This window comes from Rubneribacter sp. (assembly GCF_965361815.1).
In genome coordinates this window covers 1-25,801 of sequence record NZ_CBDTNW010000134.1, presented here as the reverse complement: position 1 = coordinate 25,801, position 25,801 = coordinate 1, and the positions used below count along the sequence as shown (strand labels likewise).

Genomic DNA, 25,801 nt, shown 5'->3' with positions numbered 1-25,801 from the left:
ACGTGCGCGGCTCGCCCGCCTGCGCTCCCTCGTCACACGCAAGCATCTGCTCAACCGCCACGATGACCTGCTGCGCCATGCTGCGGTGCTGCGATGCCGCATACTCTTTCAGCTCGTCGTACAGCTCGTCGGGAAATTCCCGCACCTGCAAAGCCGGCATGCCGCCTCCTTCCACCCAAATCTTTGATTATGCATTATACATGATTTTTGCATGTTCTCAAAGGCAAAAGGAGAGGATGCGTGCAGTCGTCAGCATGCGGGCGCCCCGCGCAGGAAGCGCACAAGGTCGCAAAGAGAGCTGAAACAGCGAACGCGCATTGGCGCGCGGCGCGGCTGGATGCTTGGCGCAAAAAACCGCGACCGCCGACGCCCGTACACGGCCACCATCCGAAAACCCCGCTTCGCATACATGCGATTTAGCGAGGCAAGCTCGCTGTTGAGCTCGACAAACATAAACGTCCCCGTTTCAGTATGCAGCAAAATAACGTGTTTATGAGTACGGTACTCGTAAGCACGTTATTTTGCCAAAAGATGCTTTTTTGCGCGCCGGGCGCGGGCGGCGCACACGAAAACGACCCCGCGTAGAGGTCGCGGGGTCATTGGAGGGGACAGTAGCCTCCGACGAGCGGAGGGCACCGAAGTGCGCCAGGGACGCCAGAGCATCGGCACCTCGAACGCGGCGCCAGGGACGCCTATACGTCAGGGCGCGACGCCATCGCCCCTGCGCCTTAAAAATATGTTGTTAACACATGAACGCATGCCAAAGCGAATACTGCGCCAGTTCGAACGCGTTTTTTACAATCCGCAACACCGCAACGCAGTTCCGGGGGAGCGGCGCGTCGGCGCTGCGACGCGCTCTGGCTTTGATTTTTACCTACGCAATCGTCATCAGAGAATCCGCAAGCACGCCGCGAACGTACGCGCTCGTCGTTTTCCCTTCGCTCTTCGCCTCGGCCTCGATGACCCTTTTCATCGGAGCGGGGAGCTTAACGGAAAGCGTCACCAAATCGGATGTCGCCGGAAGCCGCCCCTCAACGACTTCACCAACATTCTCCCATCCGCTCGGCCACTCGTCGCGCTCCAACGCGTCCTCCCAACCGGCAATCATTTCGTCGGTGACAACAACACCGTTCTCGGCGGTAATCCCGTTCGGCATTTCTACCTCCATCCCAGTTCACGCTTGAACTTCTTCGTCGGTGGCACGAAAGCGTGAAACACGCACCACACACCATCAATATCCAAAAACCCAATCAGCTCAGCAAACCTGCCGTCTGGCAACGCTCCGACAGAAATCCAAAGCGGCGGATCATCCGTGCCGTGCCGCTGACGGCACCTTATGGGATTCTCCCAGGCATACGCCACTTCTTCCTTGGTAAGCCCGTGTTTCAGAGCGTTCCCGTGAACCCTTACCATCCTCGCCCCTTTCTGTCATACTTAAAAGTATACCATATGGTAGTACCTTCTTTCACGTTAAGCTCGCACGCAAATCAAACAACCCTCTGGCAACCCGCCAAGCGCGAAATGCCAAGCGAAATTGAAAGGTATAGCTGTCATTTCGTTGATTTGAAGTAGGATTGCAAGGTATAACTTGCAACTGAACGGCTGGAGAAACAATGGTAACGTCCGAGTCCATTCGAATGCGAACGCGTTCCGCTCCCGCACTAGGCGGCACACATCTTCTCCGAGATTTCTTCCACAACCAACTTCGCAGTTAGGGGGGTATTCGGGGAAAAATTGACGCGAATACCCCTTAACTCTGCGATTTTCAGGGGGATTAAAAGAACCGTTGCGCACAACTTGTGTCGTTACAGGAAACGCGCGGGTTCACCCAGGGGTCGCTTGCCAAAGCAAGCGGCTTGCACCGCACCCACGTAAGCGGCATCGGGCAGGGGCGCACCAACGCGTCCATCAACAACATGGAGAAAATAGCGCGTGCGCTCGACATCGGCCCTTTACCGCTGTTCGTGGACGGCGAGCCGTGCCAAACGGCGGGCAAGCAGCAGAAAATAGCATGTTTCGAATGGTCACTTAGTTGGAATAGGAGCGAATTCGTGCCACCAGCACCACGGCCGTCCTACTCCTCGCCGATGTCGAAAACTTCTTCGATGCGCGCAGGGGCCGTCCCGCCGCCAACCGCCTCGCCGCCGAAGCGCGCGAGCAGGGCGCGCACGGCCGCCAGATCAACCAACCGCTCGGCATGCGTGCGCATGTTGCGCGCCTTCACCTGGCCAGACGCCAGCTCGTCGGGCCCGAGCACGGCAACCACCGCCGCCCCCAGCTTGTCCGCAAGCTTGAACTGGCTCTTCAGGCTGCGATGCTGGTGGTCCATCTCGGAGGCCAGGCCCGCGTCGCGAAACGCCTGCACGAGCGAGAACGCCTCGGACCGCACGGAGTCGTCCACGCACGCCACGAACAAATCGCACCGACGCGCCGGCGGGAACGCGTGCCCCGCAGCCTGCAGCGCCAGCACGCAGCGCTCGTAGCCGAGCGCCCAGCCGAACCCCGGGGTGGGCCGGCCGCCCACCTCCTCCATCAGCTTGTCGTAGCGTCCGCCGCCGCCGATGGCGTTCTGGCTGCCCATGCCCTCGGTCACCTGCACCTCGAACACGGTGCGCGTGTAGTAGTCCAGCCCGCGCACGAGCGTAGGATCCTCCACGTAGGAGACGCCCGCGCCGTCCAGGTACCCCTTCACCGCCCCGTAGTGCTCGCAGCATTCGTCGCACAGATGGTCGGTGATCTTCGGCGCGCCCTCCATGACGGCGGCGCAACCGGGGTTTTTGCAGTCGAACGCGCGCAGCGGGTTGATCTCGGCGCGGCGGTTGCACTCGTCGCAAAGCTCGCTTGCGCGCTCGGCCATATAGGCGCGCACGGCCTCGCGGTAGGCCGGACGGCACTTCTCGCAGCCCATCGAGTTCACCAGCAGGCGCGTGGCCTGCGAAGGGATGCCGATGGCAGCGTAGAAGCGCATGAGCATGATGATGCCCTCGGCGTCCACGCTGGGTTCCTCCGCGCCCAAACACTCGATGCCCACCTGGTTGAATTGGCGTTGGCGGCCCTTCTGCGGGCGCTCGGCGCGAAACATGGGGCCGGCGTACATGAGCTTGGCGGGCGCGGCCCCCTGCGGCACCAGGTCGTGCTGAGCCACGGCGCGCACGACGCCGGCCGTGCCCTCGGGGCGCAGGCTCAGGCGGCTTTTCGCCTTCACGGTTCCGCCGTCAAGAAGCGTGGCCAGGTTCTGGCCGGATATGGCCGTGAACATCTCCTTCGACACCACGTCGGTGGCCTCGCCGATGCCCCGCACGAACAGCTCGGTCTGCTCGAACAGCGGCGTTTCGATGGGCGCGTAGCCGTAGCGGCCGAACACGTCCGCAGCCGTCGCCTTGAAATGCGCCCAGAACTTCGCCTCGTCGGGCAAGAGGTCGCGCGTTCCTTCGGGAGCTTGGATGGCCATGATGCAGTCCTTCGTGTCGTGGAGCCTATGGGATCAGGTTATTGTAGCGCAGATCGCGCGGCGGGCGGCGAAAAGAGCCTTCACCGGCCATCACCCACGCCCAGGTCGCACGAAACCGAGTCCCCGAAGTCAAGCGGGGCGACGCTGCCTACCCGTCCAGCGAGCGAAGCACGTTCGCCAGGGCGTCGTCGGGCCGGTAATGGAGCCGGATGCTCAGCAGGTTGTGCGCGACGGGGAACAGGTTCGCGTCCGTTGCCGCGGCGGCCGCCTCGTCAAACGCGTCCAACACCTCGGACGTCGGCGCCACGGGCACGCCCGCGCGCGCAAGCTCCTCGTCCACCTGCTCGCGCGGCACCAGCTGCGCGCCCGTCTCGTCCACAAGCTCGCGCAGCTCGGCCGCAGCCTGCACGGCCGCCACGGAAGAGGAGGCCATCGACTTGAGGTAGCACGCCGCCCCGGCTTGCGCCCGGCCCGCCTTCCACAGCACATAGGCAAGCTGGTAGTAGGCCATGGCGATGTCGCTTGGCCGCACGGCCACCCGCAGCCCCTCCTGCAAGACGCGCGCCGCGTTGTCCATGTCCCCCACCAGCATGTAGACGCGCCCCAGCTGGCGATACCCCGCCAAGGTGGCCGGCGCCAGCTCCACAGCGCGCTGGCCGTAGCGGATGGCCTCGTCGGTGCGGTCGAACGACCGCTCCAGCAGGCGCACGATCTCGAGGTGGCACAGGTAGAACGAGTCGGGGACCAGCTCAACGCGTTTGCCCGCGTCGGCAGCGGCGCGCTCCGGGCACCCAGCGCCCGCCCGCGCGCGGTTGTACAGCACGCGCGAACTGTAGGAATCGAACGCGCGAAACACCGTCTGCGCGCCGTCCACGAACCCGTCGAGGGCCGACGCCTCCCTCACGCCGTCGATCAGGGCGGCCACCGCCGCGCTCGGGTCCTGCTCGACAAGGGACTTCGCACGGCCGAGCGCCACCAGGCAGCGGTCCTCCCCCAAATAGCGGCTGACCACCGCGTTCTGATCGCCCATGTCCACGTCGCCCTCGGCCAGCGCGGCCATCAGGCGCGTGCAGGACGAGAAGGCGCGGTCATCGCCTGCGCTCGACGCCTGCTCCTGGGCGGAACGGACGATCCTGATGGCCTCGGCGGCGCTGTCCGCGCCCGCGATGAGGTCCGCCAGGCTCTCGGCCATGCGACGACGCGCCGCGTCGAAGCTGATCCTCACCCCTCGGCTGTCGTCGGAGCCCAGCGCAAGGCGCGCGCGGTCGGCAAGCAGCATCTCGCGCGTCTCCGGCAGCTCCTTGCGCAGCGTCGCCGTGGGCAGCGCGTCCACGTAGGCGAACGCGTCGGCCGCCTCGATGTCGAACACCGCTCCGCAGGATCGGTACAAGGGAAACGGATCGGCGGCGCGCGCGCCCTCGAACCGGCCGAAGCCCTCGTACGCCGCACGGTCGAACGAGACCTGGGCATACGCCGGAACGCGCGACTCGACGGGGAACTCCCCCGCCTCCTCGCCCTCCTTCGAAGTCGCTTCGTCGGCAAACGGCCTGAGGGCCAGATCGACGCGCAGCACCGACGGAGACGCCTCGAAAGCCGCAGCTGCCAGGACAAGGCCCACGTGCAGCGCGTAGCGCCGCGCCTGGGCGCCGCGCTCCTGCAAGGCGGCCTCGACCCGCGCGCCCGCGTGGCCCCCCGCGCCCTCGCGCCACGCCCATCGCGGCATGAGGCCCTCGTCGGGCACCGTCACGTTGAGGGCGAGCGCTCCTGCGGACGCGTCGAATTGCAACGCCGCCGCTATGCGCACCGGCAGCCGCAGTCGTTCGATGACCGCAGACACCGCGCAACGCACGTCCCACTCCCCTCCGGGAGCGCCCTCCAAAGCGCCAACGGGCCGATCGAGGTCGGGATGCTGCAGGGCCACCGTCTCCATCAGGTACGCGTCCCACCGCAGGCAGTCAGCCTCGCTCGCCAGCGTGGCGCTCTCGCCAAGCGCCTCCGCCACCAAGCGGTAGCGGTTGAGCGCCGCCTCCAAGGCCCACACCGTCCGCTCCGGCATGACCGAGCGATCGCCTTCGACGCCCACGTAGTAGGTGTTGGCGTAGCGCACCGTGCTCACCAGGCGTAAAGAGACCTGGTCGTCGTTGAGGTCGGAGAGGGTCTCCAGCCCGGCGTCGATCAGCCATCCGGCCAGGCAGCGCACAAGGGCGGGAGGCTCAAGCACGGGGTCGGCGTCGGCGGCGCGCACGTCGGCCACGATGCCGCGCATGCTCTCCAGCGGGCCCTCGTTGTGCAAGTGGGCGGACAGCAAGTGGGCGGACACGCTCAGCATCCCGCGCGCAGGCACCGCGGGGGCGCCGAGCGAGGCGCGATGGACGAAGGCCAGGTACGCGCGCGCCAGAGCCTCGTTGTAGGGGATGCCGCTTTCCCGCGCCCCGAAGCGGTACCAGGAGTCATAGAGCGTGTAACCGCCCCGATCCCTTCGGAACCGCGCCATCTCGCGCGCTTCCCCGTTCTCGTAGACGAACACGAACCCGCACTTTGCGCCCTCGGCGGCCGACCGCTCCTCGTCAAGCTCGAACGTCAGGCTGGGCTCGTGCGCCGGCGGGGCCGTCAGCGCGTCGTCGACCGTGAAAGCCCGCCCGTACGGGTCGAGGTAGGCCACCACGCGCACCGTGTCGCCGTCCAGACGCTCCACCACGTACGAACCGCCCGTGCCGGGCATCGGCAGGCCCTTGAGCGCCATGCCGACTATGCCGAATGCGTGCTCCTCGCCCTCGTGCCCGGGGATTGGAGGCATCGCGCCCTCAAGCGCTTGGCCTGTGGTCCTGAACGCCTTGTCCAACACCTCCAAACGGTACACGCCTTTTCGTCCTGCTACTTGCCGCACAACCCTTCCTTCCCGATGGTACGCACACAGCTTAGCACGACCGAATGCGCCGATGACGTGCGGCGCCCCCGCATCGCACAAGCAACACGGGGGCGCCGGCGGATCTTGTCATGCGCGGTGTCTGCGGCGTTGACGCTTCGCGCTTTTCCTCAGTGATGGTGGTTGCAGGCTTGGTCCGCGCCCATGACAGGCGCCTGGCCGGCCGCCACGATGCGCGCCGCATCGCCCACGATAGCGTGCTCGTTGTCGAAGTACACGGTGATGCCCACCTGGTTGAAGCCCATGAGCGGGCGCATGCCCATGCCGGCCGCCACGATGGCGTCCACGCCCGCGTCGGCCAGGATGCCCACCGGGCGCAGGCAGCCGCCTTCCTCATGCGGCGGGTTCGCCACCTCGGTTGCGCCCTTGACCTCTCCGTTTTCAATTTCGACCACCGTGAAGCAATCGCAGTGGCCGAAATGCCCGGCCCGTTGGGCCTCAAGCCCCGCCGCGCCCATCGTGGGAACCGCCAGCTTCATCGTCTCGCTCATCTTCGCCTTCCTTCCCCGGAGCCTTCGCGCCCCGGCCCGATTCCTGCAGGCCCCCTTCAAGAAGCCCGACGAGCAATTCGTCGAGGCGCCGCCGGTCGCGCAGGACGTCGAGCCACTGCTCGGCCAGCTCCACCCCCTGCTGCGTGAGCTCGTACTCGCGACGGCGCGGACCCGCCTCGTCGTCGCACCAGCGCGAGACAACCGCGCCCTCCTCCTCAAGCCGCCGCAGCGACCGGTACAGCCCGCCCACGTCCACGTCGACCGCGCCACCCGTCCGCTCCAAGATGGTCTTGCGCATGTCGTAGCCGTAGCCGTCCGCGAACAGAAGCGCCGCCAGCGCGGCCGGCTCCACGAGCGCGCCGCCCCCGCCGCCCCGCCGCCGGCAGCACGGCTTGCGCGGGCCGGGTGCGGGGGTGCCGCCGGGCATGGGGGCGTCGGGCATGAGGGTGCCGCCGGGCGCAGGAGCGTTGCCGGGTGCTGGGATGCCGCCGGATGCGGGGACGTTGCCGGGTGCGGGGGCGTTGCCGGACATGGAAGCGCTACCGGATGAGAGGTCGCCGGACACGGAGGCACCGCCAGACGCGGAGTCATCGCCGGGCGCGGAAGCGCCGCCCGCGGCAAAGCCGTCGCTGGGCGCAGGAGTACGCTCTCCGTTCGACATGAGTCCCGACCCCCTTTCCGTTCCGCACGGCATGCGCCGGTCGTGCATGCGCTTCGCAGCTATATGACATAAACATATATACTACTGCAACATGCACGCTGTCAACAGGCATTCGGAAAACGGGCATCCGGAAAGAGGAGATCCGGATTCGGGCGGATCGCGGACGCAAGCGCAAGCGGTCGGCAAGTCGCCCCCGATGGCGAGAAATCACCGAAATCGGAAGGATTCGCTCGTGCGCTTTCTCCTCCTGCTGGAAAAACGCCTGATCGTCGATCACATGTCATCTTCTCAGAGTCCGAAAGGGACGCGCAGGCTTCCGACTTCGGTGATTTCTCGCCATCCGGAGCCCCTCTCTGTTAGCGTCGACATAGGCCGGCCGCTCCCGCCGAGCAAAGCCCTGCCGGCACCTCGGAAGGCCCCGCCCGTCGGGCGGGAGCTTTCCGAAACGTCCGACCAAGGAAGGCTCGGCTCGGGATTCGGCAAGCGCGGGTCCACGCCGACGGGAGATTGACAGAGAGAAACCCTTTCATCCTGCAAAACCTTGCGCGCTGGCAACAGCAACATCCCGCGCGCACGCGACATCGCACGAGTCGCGGCAACGCGCGGGCTGCCGCAGCGCGCGTGATACAACAAGCTCGCGCGGGCCGCCATGCCAACCCTCCTGCCCCCGCAGCGCGAGTGCGAGAAAACCGCCGATCATGGCAGGTTTTGACGGAAAATAGCCATCGCCCCCGAAAGCCCTCGGAGATGAGCGACACCGACCAGGGGATATGCGGGGGACAAGGCGAAAGAGGGTCCGTTGGGTCGGTTCGTACGATCATCTTCCGTCAAAACCCGCCACGAAACCCAATTTCCGCTGCGCGGCACCGTTAGCATGGGCAGGCAGGGGCCGCGCGAGGCCCTGCGCACGCAGGCCCGCGCGCCGCAGCCCCTTGCGCCATCAGGCAAGCTCTTTGCCGACTTCGCTCTCGCTTGGAGAATCGCCAGACGGTACAGCGTTGCAGCCCCGCGTCCTCCTGCCGGGCAGCAGGGACAGAGAGATCGCTTCGCTCGGACACACGTCGGCGCACAACCCGCACTTCGTGCACTCCGGAATACGCCGGGAATGAGGGTCGACCTGTTCCGGGCACACCTCGACGCACGCACGACAATCCGTTCCATGCGCACGCAGGCAGCGCCCCTCGTCCACGCGGGGCCTGAACGTGACGTTCGCCGACGACACGAGGGACGTGAGAGCCGCCACCGGGCACAACGTGCGACACCATCTGCGCAGCACCGTCACCTCCAACACGAGCACGACGGGAAACACGAGAAGCCCCCACGTCGTCTCGCCGAATTGAAACAGATGCCACAGCCCCACCAACGTGGCCACCGAAAGCCCCACCGGGCACACCAGGCAGAACACAGGGAACCCGAACACAGCCGCCGATGCAAGCGCGCCCGCCAGAACCGCATGCCGCCCATCAATCCGCACGCCATCGCGCTTGCCGCCCACAGGTGCGAGCGCGCAACCATCGCCGCACGAGCCGCGCCCGCGATCGCAGCGCCGACCCGCATCGGAACCCGGAGCGCTAGCGCAGGATGCAAGCTGCGCACACGCCGCCTCCCCGCCGGACTCGGGCGCCCCGGCATCGGTGACACGTGCTGCGACGTTCGAGTCCGCTCGCTCGGCGCCTGCGTCAAGATCGCCGGCCCGAGGCTTCCTCCGGAAGAACCGTTGCAGATAGGGCGTGGGGCACACCCACGAACAGAACGCCTTGCCGAACACCGCCACCAACGCCAGCGTCAGAGCAAGCAGCAAGAGGGGGTGCAGCATGACCTCCTTCGCGCCGAGCATTGTTTCAAGCGCACCCAAAGGGCAGATAGCCGCGATGAATTCCACCCCCATCGCCGAATAAGCGCCACTGCCGATGGGGATGAGCAATCCCGCCACAATGACGAGCAGCACGACGCCGGCCACCGCATGACGCTTTCTTTCCCATGTCCACGATCTCCGCTTATTCTGTCGCTCAGCCACGGCGCACCTCCTCTGTGGACGAGGCCGCCCGCACGTTGACGCCGCGCATCTTCGACCCCGAATACGACCTCAGCGACGCGGATGGGCACACGTGCTCGCATTTCCCGCACCCGTTGCACAATCCTTCGTTCACCACGGGCCTGCGCATGTCATCCAAAGAGATGGCTCCGTATTCGCACGCCTCGGCGCACTTCTCGCATCCACCGTCGCCCCATGCCAAACACTCGCCCTCGTCAACAACGGCCACTCCCACGCGCTCTACAGACGGATCGAACGGCACGAGCGCGCCGGTGGGGCACACCTCGATGCAACGGTTGCAGAACGTGCAGAACCCCTTGCGGAAGTTCAAATACGGGGTGCGCACGTTCACCAACCCTTGCTCGATGCGGGCAAGACCGATGCAGTCCGGCTCGCAAACGCTTTGGCACCGGTCGCATTTCAGGCACTTTGCCACGAATGCCGTCTCATCCTGCCCTCCGGGCGGACGCAGCAGATCGGAGGGACTGCCGAGGGCGCGCGACAGGCCGCCAAGAGCCGCCACGCCCACCGCGCCCGCCGCGCCCGCAACAAGCGAGCGGCGGTCAAGCGACACAGGCATGTCCGCACGCTCCACACAATGCCGTATCCGCATTCGCGCACGGCGCCTCCAGCCCCTCCGCAACTTCAACCAAGCTCGCGATAGTCTGCGCATCGTCATGGACGAACGCGCGCGTCACCTGGCTCAATCCACGATAGAACGACGTGCGCGCCACCGCCTCCACCGTGTCGCACAGCTTGGCTATCCAATTCAGCTGGTGATCGGTCGAAAAATCGCGCTGCACGCGCAACGCGCGCGCAGCTTCGGCGACATCCCCGCGCGCAAGCGCGTCGTTGGCTTTGTCGCACATGAGGGCCATGAACTCGAACTCGAACGAGAGGTGGTCTTCCGGAACGAACGCCTCGGCAGTGTCCACGGCCAAGCCCTCTTCGCAAAAACGGCGGTACACGTCGTCGCGCGCGTCCTGCATGAGCAGGCCCTCGGCACTCGTGAACACCGACTCATACGGCGTCGCACGCCGCTCGTCGTAGGTGTCGGCGGCCAGAAACGTGCGCGCGTAATCGCTCGCAAGCTCCTGACGCGCGCCGAAGCGCTTACCGCGCAGGTATCGCTGCATGGCCTTCAGGCCGTCGCGCAGCGGTCCCTCCCCAACGCCCGCAAGCAAATCGCGAGCACGCAGCGCCTCTAGGTCGTCCTCTTTCAGCTCTTGATAGAAATAGCCGGCGAGCACCCGGTAAAACGCCGCCCGCCCGGCGTTGGCGTCGCACAGCGCGCGCATCGCATCGTCGCGGTCCATACGACCGCACCTCCTTTCGCGGCGGGGCTCACCGCGCTTGCGCTCGGCAAGCCCCGCATCTTTGGCCGTCGTCGTGCAGCTTTCGACGGTCAAGCGCCTACAGAACCGTCCCCAGATAATCGGCGACGGGAACGGAGATCATCCACATGGCGCAACGGTACGCCACCGACCCGGCGACAGCGCACACAAGCGCCGTCGCCGCAAGAGCGCCCGACGCCTCCTCCCGCGCCCGCGCAGCGGCAAACCCGCACACGATAGGCGCAATACCGGAGCCAGCCAGGCATACCACCGCAGGCAAAGTCGCCGCGGAAAACGCTCCTGCGAACACGAGGTACGCGCCGCCCAGCACGAAACCGGCAATACCCGCAACGCCCAAGGCAGTCATCGCACGGCGGGAGGGCTCGGCCTTCATGCCGCATGCGAGCGCCAGGTACGCCGCAATGCCCGACGGAGCGGCCGTGCCCAGGTAGCCGAGCGGCAGCAAGACGGTGTCCCACACAGGACGTGCCGCCATGATGTAGGAGTACCCCGCCATGAACGAGAGCGCCACGCCGAAAACCGCGCCCAAAACGGCGAACGCTTTGCGAGCAGAGGCAGATGCGTCACGCGCGAGTAATACCAGATAAACGATCACGCACGCGCCCATAAGCCCCACCAGCACCGCTTCGACGAAGATGCCGCTCGTCGGATGGTTGAGCGCCTCCATCATGCGCTCGGGATGCGACAGATGCGCGACCGAGGCGATGCCGCCCACGGCCGCGCACACGAGCGCGACCAGAGCGCCGGCGAAACGGGCGCGAGAAGCCTTGCCCGTGAACTCGCTCGCAGCCACTGCGGCGAGCATCCAACCGCCCAAGCCGGTCAGAACGGTGAACAGGACCAACGACCACTGGATAGCCATGGTTACTCGTCCTCCTTCCAGGTGGCGTACTTCGAGGAGAGGATGTAGCACGTCGCAGGGTTGTTCCCCACGTTCTTCAGATGGTGCACGTCCGCCGGATCGGCAGCGGCAACCGCTTTCGCGGCGTCGCTGTCCGGATCGTCCAAATCCCCATAAAACCGCGCACCCACGGCGCAGTTCGTAACGCAGTACGGTTCGTCAAGCTGCTGGCACAGCGTGCATTTCTCCACGCACGCCTCGGCCGTGTTCCATGCGCGCACACCATAGGGGCAGGCCATCATGCAGTACTTGCAGCCAATGCACTTCTCTTTGTCCACCAGCACGATGTTCGTGTCGGGGTCGCGGTAGCTCGCGCCCGTGGGGCACACGTGCACGCAGGGAGCGTCTTCGCACTGCTGGCACATCACCGGCAAGAAGTACTGCTCGATGTCCGGAAACGTCCCCGTCGGACCCACCTGCACCACCTTGTTCCAGTTCTCGCCCAAGGCGATGCCGTTCTCGTTTTTACATCCGATCATGCACCCGTAGCACCCGGTGCAGCGGTTCAGATTGACAACTATGGCATAGCGGCTCATGCGAACACCATCTCCGTTTCATCGCTTGGCTGGGGCATCCACGGCTGGAAGTCCTCCGGCCTGTACCACACGCCCTCCGGTGGCGCGTCCGTTTTCTCGATCTTGACCGTGTATCCGCGCAGCGTGTAGGAGCCGAACACGCGGTCGTAGCGGCTCTCGCCGTTGGAGAGCATGTTGACGTTCATGGCCTTCCAGCTCTGGCTGATGTCGCCGCCGTTCTCCAAAAACTCCGGGTTCCAGAAGCGCTCCATGTACACCTCCCGGGGATTGACGCCAAGCGTCACCTTCGCCCGAGCGGTGATGGTCGCCCGCCTCGACGACACGTGCACCCAGTCGCCATCCTCGATACCTAGGGGACCGGCCGAATCAGGGTTGATCCACACTTCCGGAACCGGATACAGCTCGCGCAGGTAGGGATTGTTGCGCAGCGTGCCATGATGGTAGATAGGCAGGCGCCCGTTGCTCAGCACGAAGGGGTACTCTTCGTCTGTAAGCGGCGACTCGTCCGGTTCAATGTAGTAGGGCACGGCCGGATAGTCCTCCGACGCGGGGTCCAACCGATATTCCTGCGAGTACGGCGGCGCCGTCCAGGGAAAGCCCGTGCGACCCAACGTCACCTGCGACTCAGCGTACAGCTCCACCTTGCCGGTAGACGTATCGAAACCCTTGGGAAGTCCCGTCTCGGGGTCTATCTGCTTGTACACCTCGTACTGGCGGTACTCCTCCTCGGGCATGACCTCCATCCAACCCTTTTCGCACAACTCCTCGTAGCCCTCACGGTCAAGACCCACGGTTGCCACGTACCAATCCATGAAGTCGTCGAAGTCCTTCCAGTAATGATCGCCCGTCGCGCCGTCGTCGCCCGCCATGGCCCGTTGCGCCATGGGGTTGCCCAGATCGGCGCACTTTTTGATGATCATCGAAGGTAGGTACTGTCCCGGCACGCCCTCGAACAGATGCGTGACCGGCTGGCGCACGAACACGTAGTTCAGCGTGTTCTGCAGCATGTAGGATTCCAGCCATTCCACCTCGGGAAGGAAGATGTCGGCGCACTCGGCCGTGAACGACGTCGGGTAGATGTAGGTGTGCACCACAAGATCCATCTTGCGGGCCGCATCGCGCCACCGCTCGGGATTGGCCAGCATGGCCAACTTGTTACCCGAGCCCTCTATCCAGATGTGGGGCTGATAAGGCTCGCCTGTCTCGATGGCCTTCAGGCAGCTGGGGATATGGCAATGGAAGTTGAGGTTCAAACCCTTGTACTCCACCGACGACCCGAACGCCTTGCGAGCCGACTCCTCGGTGCGCAGCATGCGGAAGGGCATCGCCTCGCTGTTGGGGCCCATGCCAAACGACTGCAAAAGGCAGCCCGGTTTGCCCACGTAGCCCATGATGAGGTTGAGCATGCAGGCGCACATAGCGCACACCGATGAAGAAGGATGCTGGTCGGTGGCCACACCCAGCGAGATGCCGCCTGGACCGTCCACGTAAATCTTGATGGCCTCCTCTATCTTGTCTGCGTCAAGCCAGCAGATCTCCGCAGCCTTCTCAAGCGTGAATTCCTCCACCGACTCCCACAGCGCCTGCAAGCCCGTGGGGCACTGCATGCCAGCCACCTCGTAGGTGCCCATGAGCGCGGGCTCAAGATCGTCATCCCAGGGGTAAGGCAGGGGCTTCACGCTGTTTGTCTTGGTGTCCCAGCACATGAACAGGTTCTCGTCGCCGCCCTCTTCCAGATCGCTCTGGCGCAGCAAGAGCTTCGTCTCCGGGTTCACCAGAAGCGGCGCGTTGGACCACCTCATGATGAACTCCTCATCGTAAAGCTCGTTGTCGATAATGTAGCGCAGCCACGACATGAGCAGCGCCGGATCGGTGCCCGCGCGCACCGGCAACCACACGTCGGCGCGGGATGCGTCAGGGGTGAAGCGCGGGTCAACCACCACGGTTTTCACGCCGCGCTCACGCAGATTCACCACCGTTTTGCCTTGCAGCGAGGGTCCGTGGTAGGAGGGGCAGGTGCCCCATATGACGTAGTTTTTGACGGGCGAGTCCTCGAAGTACAGCTCATGGCAGTTGCCGTCGGCGATGGAGGTGTCTGCATTCATGCCGTCAAGCAGCCAAAACGTGGTGAGACGCGGAATGTAGCACTGCGCCGCGCCCGGCTCGAACGAATTGCCGCCGCCGAACGCGGTGTTGAACCGCATCGCCGTGTAGAACTGCGGATGTCCGCCGCCGCCCGTCGTGTAGATGAGCGCGTCGGGGCCGTACTCCTTGCGCATCTCCTCCAACTTCTCGGCAATGTAGTCCACCGCCTCGGTCCACGATATGCGCTCCCACTGGTTCGAGCCGCGCTCCCCCACGCGCTTCAAGGGGTACTTCCCGCGGTTGGGATGGTAGAGCGCCTGAATGCCCGAAAGCCCCTTGGCGCACAAGCCCACGCCAGAGCGCGGCTCCTCGGGATTCTTCTCGATGCGCACCACACGCCCGTTGCGCACCGTCGCAATGACCGCGCACTCCGTTATGCAGCCGCGGCACAGCGTTTTGACCTTCCGCTCCTCATCGGCCGCGTAGGCCACCTCGGCATGGACAAGGTGATCTGCTGCCGCACTCGTCCCAAGCGCGGCAGCCACGCCGGTCAGGGCGGCAGCTTGCACGAACCCGCGCCGCGTCAGCACGGCGCCTTTTGCCTGCTCCATTGATTCTCCTTTCTCGCGCCCGCGCTTGGCGGGCATCAGCGTTGCGCGCTCTCCGCCGCGCGCCACGCAGCAACAGCCCGCAAGCCCTCCTCGGTGCTCCTCCAGCCGCCTTTCCACACAAGCGCGCCTGCGGCCTTGAGCTTTTCCAGGAAATACGAGGGGTACACCCGCCCCTCGCTGCGGTGGATGGTGGCCACGCGGTCGTCCTCTTCAAGCAGCGCGCTCACCTCGTCAAGCGACCGGGGTTCAGCACAGAACTCGAGCGTTGCGCAGAACAAGTCCGCACGCTCGGGCGCACACGACAGCAGATCGCGCACTCGCGCTGCGGGGTCCATGATCGCAAGTGCCTCCCGTCCGACATCGGTGACCGAGCAGCGCACCTCCACTTCATCGGCGCGCTCGAACTCCCCCATGCGAAACCTTTCGGCCTCGTCGTCTGTCAAACGGACCCCGTCGAGCAACTCCTCGCACGCCAAAGCCCCGCATGACGCAAGCCTGTCCACCAGATCGCTTGGATCGAACAGCACCGCGTCGCCGGCCGTCAACTCGCGCGCGAAACGCTCCGCATCCTCGCGCGGACAAGGCTTTCGGCAAAAGTCGAGCGTGCGAAACAGCACTTCGCGACAGGCTGGCTCTCGATCCATGACGGCCGCCGCCATAATCGCCTGATCAGCGATCTCCCGATCATCCTCCATTCGTCTCTCACCTCCTCGTCTCAGAATGGCGAGAGCATACGAAAGACGGCGGGACGCCGGGAATCGTCCTTTGGGTTCTTTTTGGGATTTTTCCCTCATCCAAAAGGATGAGGGAAGGTGAAATACCTGTTCAGATAGGAAGGTGCAGGGAGAGCGGAGCGGATGGACCCGTCCGGTTCGCCCGGCTTACTTGGCGGGCGGGATCCGCTTCACACGCTCATCCAAAGCGTCGAGCAGCTCGCCCTTCGAGCGCACGCCCGCTTTCGCGTAGATACCGCGCACGTGCGTCTTGACGGTGGGCACGGACACGCACAGCGTCTCCGCGATAAACGATGCCGACCTCCCCCTGACCAAGTAGGCGTACACTTCGCGCTCCCGCGCAGTCAGGCATAGCTCGTCGGCGAACGCGTCGGTGGCCACATCCTTTGCCGAAACGCCGAGGGCACGAGCCTGGCGCCGTTCCTTGTCCTCTTGGTCGCGCTGCACCACCAGATCGGCCAGCACGCCAAAGTCGCCCGGCCGAAACACAACGAACACGCCCACAATCAAAGCGAGCGTCATAACCACCACGGCTACATCGCCTGCCGCGCCATCCGGAAAAGCGACGAATAGCACATAGCTTACCGCCCATGCGCCGAGCGTCCCTGCAGAGAACGCGAAGCGCCCCCAACCCGCCAGAAGCGGAACGGACACGCCGTACGCGAACATGAGCCCGGCAAACAGACACCACAACAGCAGATCGACAAGGGAGTACACCACTTGCGACACCACCTGCAGCCAAGCGGCCTCTATGGCAAAGGGAGACAAGAGCATTGCCGCGATAAGCGCCATACCCACCGCGTAGAGCACTTTGGCATACGACGCGAACGAACGCATAAGCGGAAGATTCGCGGCCGCAGCGAACGCAAGAGCCGCAGCGAACGCGCCCATTTGAACGATCACGTTCTGGCTCAAAAACAACGACAGATCTTGAACGGCCAAACTCTGCCCATGGGTGAACGATGCCGTGAAGGACAGCACACCCGACACCGCCACCAACTTGACGACGGCAACGCGCTGGCGCTTCGAGAACGCCTGACGAAGCCCCTGCGACGCATCGCCTTCCGTCCTCGGCGGGCCGAAGGCTTCCGGCGCCCCAAACGCCCCCAAGCTCAAACATGCCGCGCTCGCGAACGGCATCGCAACGAGGACGGCCGTCTGCGCGGCAGGCGGCACGCTTGCCGTCGCCAAGAACATGAGGGAGGCGAGCGCCTTTGATAGCGCAGCGTACGTAAACGCGCGACGAGGATACGCTCCGGCATAGGGCACCATCGCCGCCAGGAACAACCATGACGTGCCCAGCCCCGTGAGCACCGCCGCGCCATTGAACAAGACCAGCAACTCGCTCCATGCGAACACGCGCACACCCGCCGTGCCCAGCGCCGCCGCGCAAGCGGCCAACGCAAGCAGACGCCCATTGAGAAAGAGCGCACCCGCCTCTATACGCCGCCACAAAAGCGCCGCCACCAAGGGAACCGCAACGAACCCTACCGTCGAGAGCACCGCCATGTCGCTGATCACGAGCGTGTGCACGCCCGTCGAACCCACGCTCGCTCCGGTATTGAACATGAGGTCGGCCCATAACGTGCAAAACGCGAACGGTAAGAACCTCAGCTGCGGAAACGCACGCGACAAAGGCCGCACCACCTGCGCCGCCACCGCTTCCCTCGCCGCCATCGAAAACCTCCCTGCCTTCAGCGTCGCACTATAGTGTATCGCAAAAGGCGATGCCGACGTGCGCCATGCGCAAACGGAAGAGGCCGCGAGCGCGAAACCCAAGGCGGCGACCTCCGTCGAGTCGCCGCCTTGGGAAGCCGTCGCAAGGAGGCTTCCCAAGGCGCGGCAACCCAAACGGAGCCTCGCCTACAGAACGCAGGCCGCTATCTCCTCGGCGGCGAGCACGCCCGAGGTGTGCGCCCAGCCCACCGTCTGCCCGAGGGCCCAGTAGTAGTCGTTGTGCATGGTTCCCACCGTCTCGGTGCCCACGGCGTACAGTCCCTTGACGGTCAAACCGGGTTCGGTGCCGCGGACTTCCATCTTGGGCGTCACGCTCAAATCGCCGCATGTGCCAAACGGGGTGGGCGCCATGCGCACGGCGTAGTACGGACCGTCACCGTACGGAACAAGGTGCTTGGCGCCCTTGAAGAACACCGGATCCTCGCCCGCCGCGCACAGCTCCCCGTAGCGGGAGAACTCCTCGGCAAACGTCTCCGGATCCCAACCGGCGGCCTCGGCCAGCTTTTCCGGGGTGTCGCCCTTGAACAGAACGCCGAGATCCTCCATGGACGACAGGTACGCCTCGTCGACGGTCTCGTCCCCGGCCCGCAGCCCGTCGATGGCCGCCTGGTCGGCGATGACGAACAGCCACGGCTCGTCGTACGCCACGCCGTTCGCGCCGCCGTACGTGGGCACCCAGCAAAACGCGTCCTCGGAATGGAAGCGCTTTCCCAGCTGGTTCACGTGCATGCGCGCCTTCGCCGGATCCTGCATGACGTTGCCGAGCGCCTGGACGCCGCCCGGATACGAAACGTAGTCCGCATCGATGGGATAGAGCGTGTCGACGCACAGGATGCCGAGGTTCCACGGCTGCGCCGCGCCGGCCGCCCACGCCATCTGCGCGCCCTCGCCGTTGTTGAGCACGGGATCGCGCCCGAGCAGGGGAACTTTCGCATACCGCTTGATCATGTCGTTGTTCGCGCCATACCCTCCCGTCGCGATGACCACGGCCTTGCCCATGAAGTCCACAACGCTGCCGCCGCGCTGGGCCCTCAGGCCCACAACCGCGCCCTCGTCGTCCACGATGAGCTCTTGCCCCGTGCAGTTCGTGTGCAACGCACCGCCCGCCGCTGTCACGACCTCGATCATCGCACCGTACGTCTCCTCGCGGTTGCCGCTGTCCTTGGGCGGCTGCGAGATGCGGTAGGCGCTGCCCGACAGCCCGTTGGTGGCCGGCGTCTCCTTCATATTGAAGCCGAATCCGTACCCCATGAGCCAATCCACCACGCGTCCGCAGTTTCTCAGATACGTGCTCAGGACCTCGTGATCGCAGTGATAGTGAACCGCCTCGAGCCACTCCTTGTAAAACGCGGGGATGTCGGCCTCAAGCCCTTGGTCCACCTGGTAGCGGCTGTTGAGGGAGATGTAGCAGTTGCCCGACGCCACCATGCCCGTGCCCCCGACGTTGGCCGTCTTCTCCACGACGAGCACGCGGGCGCCCTCCTCCGCAAGGCGCGTCGCGCAGGCGATGCCGCCCGGGCCGCAGCCGAGCACCACGACGTCGCCTTCGAACGTCTCTTCCGCCGGCTCCATCGAACCCGTCCGCTGCACCGGATACTCCGACGCCTGAGGCTGCGATGCGGTCGCCGCAGCGTTCGAAGCGCCCGCGTCGCCCGAAGCCTGCGGCGAGCACCCCGCGATCAACCCCGTCGACGCCGCCGCGCCCACGCCGAGCGCCGCGCCCTTGATGAAGCTCCTCCGTGAGAGATTCATGGTATCATCCCCTTCTGACGAACGATTCCTTCCTGTCCGCACGCTCCCCGATGCAGCTTCTTCGCCCTTGGCGGCATCCGCTTCGACGAGCCTTGCAAGGCGGGAGTATGGCGGATCGAGCGCATCCGCGAACCGTCCCGATAGGCCGGTTTTTCGGATGCGACCCAAGGACCGACACCGGCCGAAAGGGGTGGAATGTGGGACGTGAACTGAGGAAATACGGTACAGAACCGTTTTCGCTCCTTTTCGGCTGCCAGCTTGCCACGCTTGGCCTTCTGCGCCAAACGCCGTCGTACTCTTTCCAGGAGGCCGATATCCTCGCCTATCCGCAGCTCAGCCTCTGGCTCGCCCGCGCGCTTTCGGTCGCCGTCCTTTTCGCCGCGTCCGTCGCAATCGGCCGCGGAGCGAGCCTCCTTGCACATCGCAGGCTGCTCGCCCTCAACGGGGCGGCGCTTGTCGCCGGCAGCGCCGTCACGCTGTTTTTCGCTTCGACGCTGCCGCTGTACCTGATCGGGCAAACGCTCATCGGAATCTCCCACGCGTGGGTGCTGATCTGCTGGGCCGAGTTCCTCGCGTCGCTTGCGACAACGGACCGCACCCGCTGCATCGCACGATCAGCCCTCATCGCGGTTGCACTGTTCGCCCTTGTCGGCCTTGCGCCCTCGCCCGCGAAAGCAGCGCTGTTCATGGTGGCGGCCTGCGGCAGCATCGTCGGCGTGCTCCCCTTCTCGCGCCCGCCCGCAGCGCCGGCGCTTGTTGGACCCGTCGATGCGGGGAAGGACGGCGACGGGGAGACGCTGCGCGGCGCCCTCTCCCGCCTGCCCGTCGAGCTGTTCGTGCTCATGGCCAGCTACGCCATGCTGTTCCGCATGCTCGTGTTCTTCGACTTCCCCGTCCACGACGAGGCGCTGTTCTTCGCCTGCGCATCGCTTTTGCGCATCGGCGGCATGACGCTGCTTTTGGCTTACCTCTCCCGCATGCGCTTCACGCCCAGCGCCCGGCAGATCATCATGCCGCTTCTGTTCCTCACCGTCGTCGGCGTGGCGCTCCTGCCCGTGTCGGGCGAGCCCCTGTCGTCGTTTTCGGTGGCCATCGTCGAATCAAGCTGGACCTTCTTCTACACCATCATGTGGCTTGTGCTGTTCGAATTGGGATCGAATCGCAAACGGGGCCCTTTGCTCTCGTTTCTGGGCGGGTGGACCGTCATGAACGCGCTCCTGCTGGCGGCCGCGCCGCTCGCCGCGCTGTTCAAAGAGCAGGTGAGCGCGGGGACGCTGTCGCTTGCGGCGCTTGCGCTCGTCATCGCCTACATGCTCTCGGTGGCCCTGCTCATGCTCCGCAAGAAACCGGCCGGGCAGGAAGCGGCCGCCCCGCCCAACCCTGCAGGCGGACCTTCGTGGAAGGCGGGGCAGGAGGAGTTCCATCGCGCGATTGCGGAGCGTTTCGGATTGACCAGGCGAGAGACCGATGTGTTCGAACTGCTTGTGCAGGGCTACAGCCTGCCCGCTATCGAGGAGAGGCTCGTGCTCTCGCACAGCACGGTCAAAGGGCACGCGCGCAGCATCTACCGCAAGTTCGAAGTGGACGGGAAGCAGAGCCTTATCGAGAAGGCGGCCGCCCTGCGGCCGAAGGCCGACGGCTGACGGCGGGCAGCAGGCGGCGGGCGCGCGACACAGCGCGCGGGCAACGGGCGCGCAACAGGAAGCGGGAAGCGGGCGACGCACCCCTCCCCTTCGTTTACAAAGCACCAGATCAAACCCAAAAGTTACCCTAAAGTGCCCACCGCACTTGAAGGTGGCTACTTACCAAGCGGCGCCCGCAAGCCTATCATCGGGGCAGACACCGACACGGGACGGCGCCTTCCAGGCGGAGCCGCCCGCAACCGAAAGGGGCAGACGATGGGCTGGCGAAGAGACGACCCGAACGCCGACGCGCCGCAAGAGGCGGCAGAAGGCCTCGCGGCAAGCGCGAATATCCCGGTTGCAGACGCGAGCCAAGTGAACGCCGCGTACTGCCTGCGGTTCCTCCGGCAGATCCGCGACGTCTCATTCGCCACCGTGGATGCGGACGGGCTGCCAAGCGTGCGCATCGTCGACATCATGCATGCGGAGGACGACAGGCTCTACTTCCTGGTGCCTCGCGGGAAAGCCCTCCATGCAGAGCTGACGCGAATGCCCACCGTGGCCATCGTCGGCCAAACCACCGACTTCCGCTCCTGCAGGCTGCGCGGGTGCGCGGTGCGTCCCGAGGGCGCGGAAGAGCAGAGGCGGCTTGTCGATTGGATGTTCGAACTGAATCCGGCGATGAACGAGCTCTACCCCGGCGATTCCCGCTACATATGCGACGTGTTCCTCATCGAAAACGGCAGCGGCGATTATTTCGACCTGGGGCAAAAACCAATCATGCGCGTCGCGTTCGATCTGGGCCAAAACGAGAATGCGAGCGAGGGCCCAAACGGAGGCTTCCGGATAACCGACGCCTGCGTCCGCTGCGGATCATGCGCCAAGGCGTGTCCGCAAGGCTGCGTGACGCGCACCGAGGAGGGCCCGTTCCTCATCGAGCAGAAGGCGTGCCCACGCTGCGGGCTCTGCTTCGAGACATGCCGCCACGGGGCTATCGAACGTGGCACGGTCAAGGGAAGGTGAGGGATCTGCCATGGGAATCTTCGCAGCCGACGCGTTTTTGGGCGGCGGGTACGGACGGGTCGAACGCGGCGGAGCGCTCGTGCGCGGCAGAACCGCCGACATCGCTGCGGCGACGGGCGCCCTGGCCGAGGAGCTTGACGCGTGCGACGCCGTGCTCGTCGGCGCGGGCGCGGGGCTTTCGACCGCCGCCGGCCTCTCCTATTCGGGCGCGCGCTTCCACGAGCACTTCGCCGACTTCCGCGACGCCTACGGGATAACCGACATGTACTCGGGCGGCTTCCACCCCTTCCCGGACGCGCAGGTCTACTGGGCCTGGTGGAGCCGTCACATCCTCCTGAACCGCTACGACGTGCCGCCCGGAAAGCCCTACCTCGACCTGCTGGCGCTCGTTGCGGACAAGGACTTCTTCGTGATCACCACCAACGTGGACCACCAGTTCCAGCTGGCGGGATTTGACAAGCGACGGCTGTTCTACACGCAGGGCGACTACGGGCTGTTCCAGTGCGCGCGCAACTGCTCGGACGAGACCTTCGACAACGAGAGCGCGATCCGCGAGATGGCGGCGCGGCAAAAGGACATGCGCGTGCCGGCGAAGCTGATTCCCACGTGCCCGCGCTGCGGAGCCCCCTTGGTGCCCAACCTGCGGGTTGACGGGAGGTTCTGCGAGGACCGGGGATGGCACGAGGCCGCCGCGCGCTATCGGGAGTTCAGGCGGATCCACGCGAAGGACCGCGTGCTGTACCTTGAACTTGGCGTCGGCAACAACACGCCGGTCATCGTAAAGTACCCGTTCTGGGAGGCCGCGCAGACGAACGACAACGCAACGTACGCCTGCGTGAACAGGGGCGAAGCATACGCGCCAACAGCCATTCTGGACCGCAGCATCCTTGCGGACGAGGATCTTGGAGAGGCGTTGCAAGCCTTGCGAATCGCAAGGAGCGCGTGAGGGCCGCATGGGGGCACCGCCGACAAAAAGGGCTTGAAACAAGAACATACGTACTATATAATGCAAGAAGGGTTCAAGCGTGCAGTATGCTGGGCGTAACGCAATTTGGAGCCGATGGAGGCGTTGCGGAGAAGTCCAGTCCCGAAGGGAACCGGGCATGCACGCAAATCCTCCAATTGAGCGCGCTATTCCATCAACAAGGAGGATCCGTATGCCTGAAACAATCGCGTCATCGCCAAAAGCCCATCGCGCGGCATCCGAAAGCCCTTTGAAGCGACCTTTCTCCGACAAACGAACGCCTCGCCGGCATTCGACGCAAGCCTTTATAATAGGTTCCGGAAGAAAGGAGACTGCCGTGGCGAAGTATACCGCTCGAGAAATAGCACACTACGTCATCGACACCTGCACGCGAGACGGGCGCGCCATCAGCAACCTCCAGCTTCAGAAAATCCTCTACTTCGTTCAACTGGAATACTGCAAACAGGCAGGCAGCCTTTTATTTGCAGACGAATTCGAAGCATGGCAATACGGCCCTGTTCTACCAGACGTATATGACGAGTACTCCTTTTTCGGCGGTATGAGAGTTGAGAAAACATATGCCAGCGTTGCACAACCCGCCCCCGAAGACAAGCTGATCATAGACAAGGTCGTGGTGGACAAACGGGAGAAATACCCTTGGGATCTTGTGCGAATCGCCCACGCATCGGGTTCCCCTTGGGATCGCGCTTTCCGAAAAGGGAACGGAACGGTCATTCCGAATTCCTCGCTCCTCGCATTTTGCAAGGAGTAGCCCATGAGCGACACCGATCCTGAAGCGCCCCGCAATAAAAGGGAGCCTTTGGCTATCCCCGCCATCGAACCTTCTTCCCCGTTAATCGAGAAACAAGCCGCCCTCGATACCTTTTTGCGCAACCTTTCCATGAACCAGACCATGGACGAAGAGGACGCGCGGCGTGCCATCGATTTTTTGAGGATGATCTACGGCGGCGAGTCCGGAAGCGAAAACGAATTCCGCCATAGCCATGCCTCCATTTTCGAGATCATGGTGGGCGATTACGACCCCGACGCAAAACGCCCTGACCACCAACCGAACTTCACCACGACCCAGCTTGCCAACAACATAGGGCTTTTGCAAGCCGTCATCGAAGACGAGGGAGACGAAGCCCTCATGCGAAAGTTTCGCAAGCTGAAAGACCATGTGGAGCTTGAACACAAACGAATCAACTACATTGTCAGGCAAAACACCTCCTCTTTGCGCTGTTCACCTTCATCTACCGCATGGTGCGCCAAAACGGATCATATTGGGGAATCCTGAGCAAAAACGCTTTCATTCGAGTTAACAAGTGGATCATAAGCATACTAGCTGCGCTCTTCATAACATCCAGCCTCGTCTTTTGCTGGGAGAGCGGAGGTTGGCCCTTCGGGCCAAAAACCTGATGCTTACGGCGGCGGGGCCGCGTCAACGTTGGCTTGATAGAGAGTCGCGCAGCGCAGGCCCCTCCCCTGCGACCGCAACGCCCCTTCCCACGCGAAACGGCCTCCCCGACGATTCGGGGAGGCCGTTTCGCCCACGGGCGCATGCCGGTTGCTACAGGTGCTCCACCACAAGGTCGCCCATCTGAGAGGTGCCGACCAGCTTGTCGGCGGGCGTGTCGGCGTCTTTGATGTCGCCGGTGCGCCAACCCTCGTCCAGCACGGCGGTCACGGCGCGGCGGACGTCGTCGGCGGCCTCCTGCATACCGAAACTGTAGCGCAGCATCATCTCCACCGAAAGGATTTGCGCAAGCGGGTTCGCGATGCCCCGGCCCGCGATGTCGGGGGCGCTTCCGTGGCTCGGCTCGTAGAGCGCCACGCCGTCGCCGAGGCTCGCGCGGGCGAGCATGCCGAGCGAACCTGTGATCTGAGCGGCCTCGTCAGAGAGGATGTCGCCGAACATGTTCTCCGTCACCACCACGTCGAAGTCGGCCGGGCGGTTGATGAGCTGCATGGCGGTGTTGTCCACCAGCAGGTCCTCAAGCTCCACGTCCGGATACTCCTCGTCGTGGATGCGGTGCACGATCTCGCGCCACATGCGGCTTGTCTCCAGCACGTTCGCCTTGTCCACGCTCGTCACCTTGTTGCGACGCTTGCGCGCGGCCTCAAACGCCTGACGGGCGATGCGCTCCACCTCGTACTCGCGGTATTCCAGCGTGTCGTAGGCGCGCTGGCCCGCGGCGCCGCCCGTGCCGCAGCCCTCCTCATCGTAGAAACGCTCGCGCCGACCGAAGTACAAACCGCCCGTCAGCTCGCGCACGATCATCAAATCCACGCCGTCCACGATCTCGGGCTTCAACGTGGACGCACCCGCCAGCGCGCCGAAGATCTGCACGGGGCGTAGGTTGGTGTACAGGCCAAGCGCCTTGCGGATGCCAAGCAAACCCTGCTCAGGACGCGGTTTCTCCGGATCGGTGGTATCCCACTTCGGACCGCCGACGGCCGCCAGCAAAACGGCGTCGGACGCCTCGGCCACACGCAGCGTCTCGTCCGGCAGCGCCGTGCCCGCCGCGTCGATGGCGCAGCCGCCGATGAGCGCTTCGGTGTAGGAGAACGCCGCGCCGTGCTTCTCGCCCACCGCGTTGAGCACCTTCACGCCCTCGGCGATGATCTCCGGCCCGATGCCGTCTCCGGGCAGCAGGCAGATGTGGTACGTCTGGGTCATGCGCAGCCTCCTTTATATGTTCGCGCGCCGCCGCGCGCTCTGGACAATCGTGCGATGCTTGTTATAATGTGGGTGCCGGCGAAGCCCGCGGTCATTAGCTGGGCGGGCGGCGCAGGTACTTAGTTGGGGCGGTAGCTGCTACTACCGCCTTTTTCTTTTCCCTCCGTCATCCTTTCGCGCTTTCCATTCCCTCCATACCTCAAGGAAGAACCCCAAGATAGCGGCCACGGCAGCCGC

General features: G+C 64.7%; 22 protein-coding genes and 1 pseudogene. 6 read left to right on the top strand and 17 right to left on the bottom strand.

Annotated elements, in window-relative coordinates:
- The 3 genes from ACWKY3_RS09825 to ACWKY3_RS09815 form a co-directional block, all read right to left on the bottom strand.
- A partial coding sequence (locus ACWKY3_RS09825; protein WP_449316228.1) for a ribbon-helix-helix domain-containing protein occupies window positions 1-160 on the bottom strand: 160 nt, incomplete at its 3' end.
- Between the two features lie 714 nt (window positions 161-874).
- Window positions 875-1,156 (bottom strand): hypothetical protein, encoded by a 282-nt coding sequence (locus ACWKY3_RS09820; protein ID WP_449316227.1) that lies wholly within the window; start codon window positions 1,154-1,156, stop codon window positions 875-877.
- A 2-nt stretch (window positions 1,157-1,158) separates the two neighbouring features.
- On the bottom strand, window positions 1,159-1,413 hold the full coding sequence (locus tag ACWKY3_RS09815; RefSeq protein ID WP_449316226.1) for a hypothetical protein: 255 nt from the start codon (window positions 1,411-1,413) through the stop codon (window positions 1,159-1,161).
- A 386-nt stretch (window positions 1,414-1,799) separates the two neighbouring features.
- Between ACWKY3_RS09815 and ACWKY3_RS09810 the strand changes: the two are divergent.
- Window positions 1,800-1,940: pseudogene (locus ACWKY3_RS09810) on the top strand (helix-turn-helix domain-containing protein); the annotation flags it as partial.
- A 134-nt stretch (window positions 1,941-2,074) separates the two neighbouring features.
- Here ACWKY3_RS09810 and hisS read toward each other — a convergent pair.
- The 13 genes from hisS to ACWKY3_RS09745 all read right to left on the bottom strand — a co-directional run bounded on the left by hisS (window position 2,075) and on the right by ACWKY3_RS09745 (window position 19,275).
- A complete protein-coding gene (gene hisS, locus ACWKY3_RS09805; RefSeq protein ID WP_449316225.1) occupies window positions 2,075-3,451 on the bottom strand; it encodes a histidine--tRNA ligase in 1,377 nt (458 codons plus the stop codon).
- 148 nt (window positions 3,452-3,599) lie between these two features.
- Complete coding sequence (locus tag ACWKY3_RS09800; RefSeq protein WP_449316224.1) at window positions 3,600-6,338, bottom strand: hypothetical protein; 2,739 nt, start codon at window positions 6,336-6,338, stop codon at window positions 3,600-3,602.
- 149 nt (window positions 6,339-6,487) lie between these two features.
- The gene (locus tag ACWKY3_RS09795; RefSeq protein ID WP_449316223.1) at window positions 6,488-6,868 is read right to left on the bottom strand and encodes a NifB/NifX family molybdenum-iron cluster-binding protein; all 381 of its coding nucleotides are present in this window, start codon (window positions 6,866-6,868) and stop codon (window positions 6,488-6,490) included.
- Window positions 6,816-7,529, bottom strand: a complete 714-nt coding sequence (locus ACWKY3_RS09790; RefSeq protein WP_449316222.1) for a helix-turn-helix transcriptional regulator — start codon at window positions 7,527-7,529, stop codon at window positions 6,816-6,818. The genes ACWKY3_RS09795 and ACWKY3_RS09790 overlap by 53 nt, the downstream gene beginning before the upstream one ends.
- Before the next feature lie 940 nt (window positions 7,530-8,469).
- Complete coding sequence (locus ACWKY3_RS09785) at window positions 8,470-9,546, bottom strand: 4Fe-4S binding protein (RefSeq protein WP_449316221.1); 1,077 nt, start codon at window positions 9,544-9,546, stop codon at window positions 8,470-8,472.
- A complete protein-coding gene (locus ACWKY3_RS09780) occupies window positions 9,539-10,144 on the bottom strand; it encodes a 4Fe-4S dicluster domain-containing protein (RefSeq protein WP_449316220.1) in 606 nt (201 codons plus the stop codon). The genes ACWKY3_RS09785 and ACWKY3_RS09780 overlap by 8 nt, the downstream gene beginning before the upstream one ends.
- On the bottom strand, window positions 10,128-10,880 hold the full coding sequence (locus ACWKY3_RS09775) for a TorD/DmsD family molecular chaperone (RefSeq protein ID WP_449316219.1): 753 nt from the start codon (window positions 10,878-10,880) through the stop codon (window positions 10,128-10,130). Before ACWKY3_RS09775 ends, ACWKY3_RS09780 begins: the two co-directional genes overlap by 17 nt.
- Before the next feature lie 97 nt (window positions 10,881-10,977).
- A complete protein-coding gene (locus ACWKY3_RS09770; RefSeq protein ID WP_449316218.1) occupies window positions 10,978-11,781 on the bottom strand; it encodes a dimethyl sulfoxide reductase anchor subunit family protein in 804 nt (267 codons plus the stop codon).
- A 2-nt stretch (window positions 11,782-11,783) separates the two neighbouring features.
- Window positions 11,784-12,356, bottom strand: a complete 573-nt coding sequence (locus ACWKY3_RS09765; protein WP_449316217.1) for a 4Fe-4S dicluster domain-containing protein — start codon at window positions 12,354-12,356, stop codon at window positions 11,784-11,786.
- Entirely contained in the window at window positions 12,353-15,052 is a 2,700-nt protein-coding gene (locus tag ACWKY3_RS09760; protein WP_449316216.1) for a molybdopterin-containing oxidoreductase family protein, read from the bottom strand. Before ACWKY3_RS09760 ends, ACWKY3_RS09765 begins: the two co-directional genes overlap by 4 nt.
- 35 nt (window positions 15,053-15,087) lie before the next feature.
- The gene (locus ACWKY3_RS09755) at window positions 15,088-15,747 is read right to left on the bottom strand and encodes a hypothetical protein (protein ID WP_449316215.1); all 660 of its coding nucleotides are present in this window, start codon (window positions 15,745-15,747) and stop codon (window positions 15,088-15,090) included.
- 186 nt (window positions 15,748-15,933) lie between these two features.
- The gene (locus ACWKY3_RS09750) at window positions 15,934-17,463 is read right to left on the bottom strand and encodes a response regulator transcription factor (protein ID WP_449316214.1); all 1,530 of its coding nucleotides are present in this window, start codon (window positions 17,461-17,463) and stop codon (window positions 15,934-15,936) included.
- 186 nt (window positions 17,464-17,649) lie between these two features.
- A complete protein-coding gene (locus tag ACWKY3_RS09745; protein WP_449316213.1) occupies window positions 17,650-19,275 on the bottom strand; it encodes an FAD-dependent oxidoreductase in 1,626 nt (541 codons plus the stop codon).
- 197 nt (window positions 19,276-19,472) lie between these two features.
- Here ACWKY3_RS09745 and ACWKY3_RS09740 point away from each other — a divergent pair, with 197 nt between their 5' ends.
- The 5 genes from ACWKY3_RS09740 to ACWKY3_RS09720 all read left to right on the top strand — a co-directional run bounded on the left by ACWKY3_RS09740 (window position 19,473) and on the right by ACWKY3_RS09720 (window position 24,181).
- A complete protein-coding gene (locus tag ACWKY3_RS09740) occupies window positions 19,473-20,918 on the top strand; it encodes a LuxR C-terminal-related transcriptional regulator (RefSeq protein ID WP_449316212.1) in 1,446 nt (481 codons plus the stop codon).
- 255 nt (window positions 20,919-21,173) lie between these two features.
- A complete protein-coding gene (locus tag ACWKY3_RS09735; protein ID WP_449316211.1) occupies window positions 21,174-21,920 on the top strand; it encodes a 4Fe-4S binding protein in 747 nt (248 codons plus the stop codon).
- A gap of 10 nt (window positions 21,921-21,930) precedes the next feature.
- The gene (locus ACWKY3_RS09730) at window positions 21,931-22,866 is read left to right on the top strand and encodes an SIR2 family NAD-dependent protein deacylase (RefSeq protein WP_449316210.1); all 936 of its coding nucleotides are present in this window, start codon (window positions 21,931-21,933) and stop codon (window positions 22,864-22,866) included.
- Window positions 22,867-23,221: 355 nt separating this feature from the next.
- Window positions 23,222-23,656: a Panacea domain-containing protein gene (locus ACWKY3_RS09725; protein WP_449316209.1), complete on the top strand. Its 435-nt coding sequence runs from the start codon at window positions 23,222-23,224 to the stop codon at window positions 23,654-23,656.
- A 3-nt stretch (window positions 23,657-23,659) separates the two neighbouring features.
- A complete protein-coding gene (locus ACWKY3_RS09720) occupies window positions 23,660-24,181 on the top strand; it encodes a hypothetical protein (protein WP_449316208.1) in 522 nt (173 codons plus the stop codon).
- Between the two features lie 273 nt (window positions 24,182-24,454).
- Here the strand turns inward: ACWKY3_RS09720 and leuB are convergent, their stop codons facing one another.
- Complete coding sequence (leuB, locus tag ACWKY3_RS09715) at window positions 24,455-25,564, bottom strand: 3-isopropylmalate dehydrogenase (RefSeq protein WP_449316207.1); 1,110 nt, start codon at window positions 25,562-25,564, stop codon at window positions 24,455-24,457.
- Window positions 25,565-25,801 lie beyond the last annotated feature (237 nt).